Origin of the sequence: Streptomyces durocortorensis (assembly GCF_016901035.1) — a bacterium.
In the GTDB taxonomy this organism is placed as follows: Bacteria; Actinomycetota; Actinomycetes; order Streptomycetales; family Streptomycetaceae; genus Streptomyces; species Streptomyces durocortorensis.
The window spans coordinates 1-1,507 of the sequence record NZ_JAFEUF010000488.1; the positions used below are offsets into that span (position 1 = coordinate 1).

A 1,507-nucleotide genomic window follows, 5' to 3' on the forward strand; every position below is an offset into this window, starting at 1 on the left:
GCCCAAGGCCCCGCCCTCGTCGTCACCTCGGACCCCACCGTCTGGGCCGAGACCAAGGACGCCCGCGCCAAGCTCGGCCCGGTCCTCGTCTACGACCCGGGCCACCTCTGCGACACCCCGGCCCGCCTCCACTGGTCGCCCACCGCGGGCTGCGAGAACCCCGACACCGCCGCCGTACGCGCGGCCGCCCTGCTCGCCCCGGTACGCCCGCAGGCCCGGATCGACGCGGCGGTGGCCGACACCGCGCAGACGCTGCTCCGGTGCTGGCTGCACGCCGCCGCGGTGGACGGCCGCCCCTTCCGCCAGGTCCTGCGCTGGGCCTCCGGGTCCGGCGCCCACGAACCGGTACGCCTCCTCCGTACGCACCCCAAGGCCGCGTCCGGACTGGCCGGGCTGCTGGAGTCCGCCCTCACCGCCTATCCGGAACGGCGGGAAGTGGCGCAGGAACTGACGGTACGGGCGTTCGCCGCGCTGTCCACGGTGCACATCCGCGAGGCCTGCACGGCGAACCGGCCGGATTCCCTCGCGCTGGATTCTTTTGCCGCCGAGGGGGGAACGCTCTACCTGGTGGGCGAGTCCATCGAGGATCCCCGCACCCGCCCCGGCGCGATGCCCCTCCTCACCGCGCTGGCCGCAGACGTGGTCGAGCACGGCCGCCGCATGGCCGCACGGTCAACCGACGGTCGGCTCGACCCACCAATGACGCTCGTCCTCGACGACGTAGCGGCCGTGGCGCCCCTACCTCAGCTCCCGGAGCTGCTGGCGACAGGCCAGACCCGGGGCATGCCCGCCCTCGTGCTGCTCCGCTCCCGGGAACAGGGCCGGGCCCGCTGGCCGGAACACCTGCACACACCGGCCCCAGGCATCGGCTGAACAGGCAGAACAGAGACCCCAGCGTCGGCTGACCAGGCAGGCCCCCGTACCGCCTCCTACTCCACCGCCCACTCGCTACGCCTCGCGCGCGAGTACGTACTCCAGCTCCAGCTCACCCCGGTCGCCCGGGGCCGGAATCCGCTGCCCGGAGGGGACGAATCCGAACCGCCGGTAGAAGGCGGCAGCCCGCGGGTTCTTCTCGTGCACGTAGAGGCGCACCCGCTCCATCCGGGGCGCGGTCAGCGACCAGGCCCATGCCACGGCCGCCCGGAACAGCGCGTCGGTCACCCCGGTCCCCCGCACCTCGGGCCGGACGAACACCCCGACCAGGTGCGCCTGATCCACCGGCGATGCCTCCCCGAAGCGCACCTCGTCGTCCGGGCTCTCGACGAGTACGGTGACCGTCCCCACCCACGCCCCCTCGGGCGACTCCGCGACGAACTGCCGGACCCGGCCGCCCCCGCCCTCGGCGGCATCAGCGGCACGCTCCTGCCAGAAGACGTCCGGCCGCGCCGCGGCATCCTCGTACGACTCCAGGAACGCCACCGGGGCCGCCGGGTCCTTCAAGGCGTCCAGCCGCAACTGCCTGGCCTGCGGCCATTCGCCGGCCCGCACAGCACGCATCACATAGTCC

The 1,507-nt window shown here is 74.1% G+C and carries 2 protein-coding genes; one reads left to right on the top strand and one right to left on the bottom strand.

Going from position 1 to position 1,507, the window contains the following annotated elements; translation table 11 throughout:
• Positions 1-873: type IV secretory system conjugative DNA transfer family protein (locus tag JS521_RS35640; protein ID WP_239488293.1), on the top strand; the 873-nt coding region annotated here is incomplete at its 5' end.
• A gap of 75 nt (positions 874-948) precedes the next feature.
• On the opposite strand, the gene JS521_RS35645 is transcribed toward JS521_RS35640, so the two are convergent.
• The coding region (locus JS521_RS35645; protein WP_239488294.1) for a GNAT family N-acetyltransferase at positions 949-1,507 on the bottom strand (559 nt) is incomplete at its 5' end.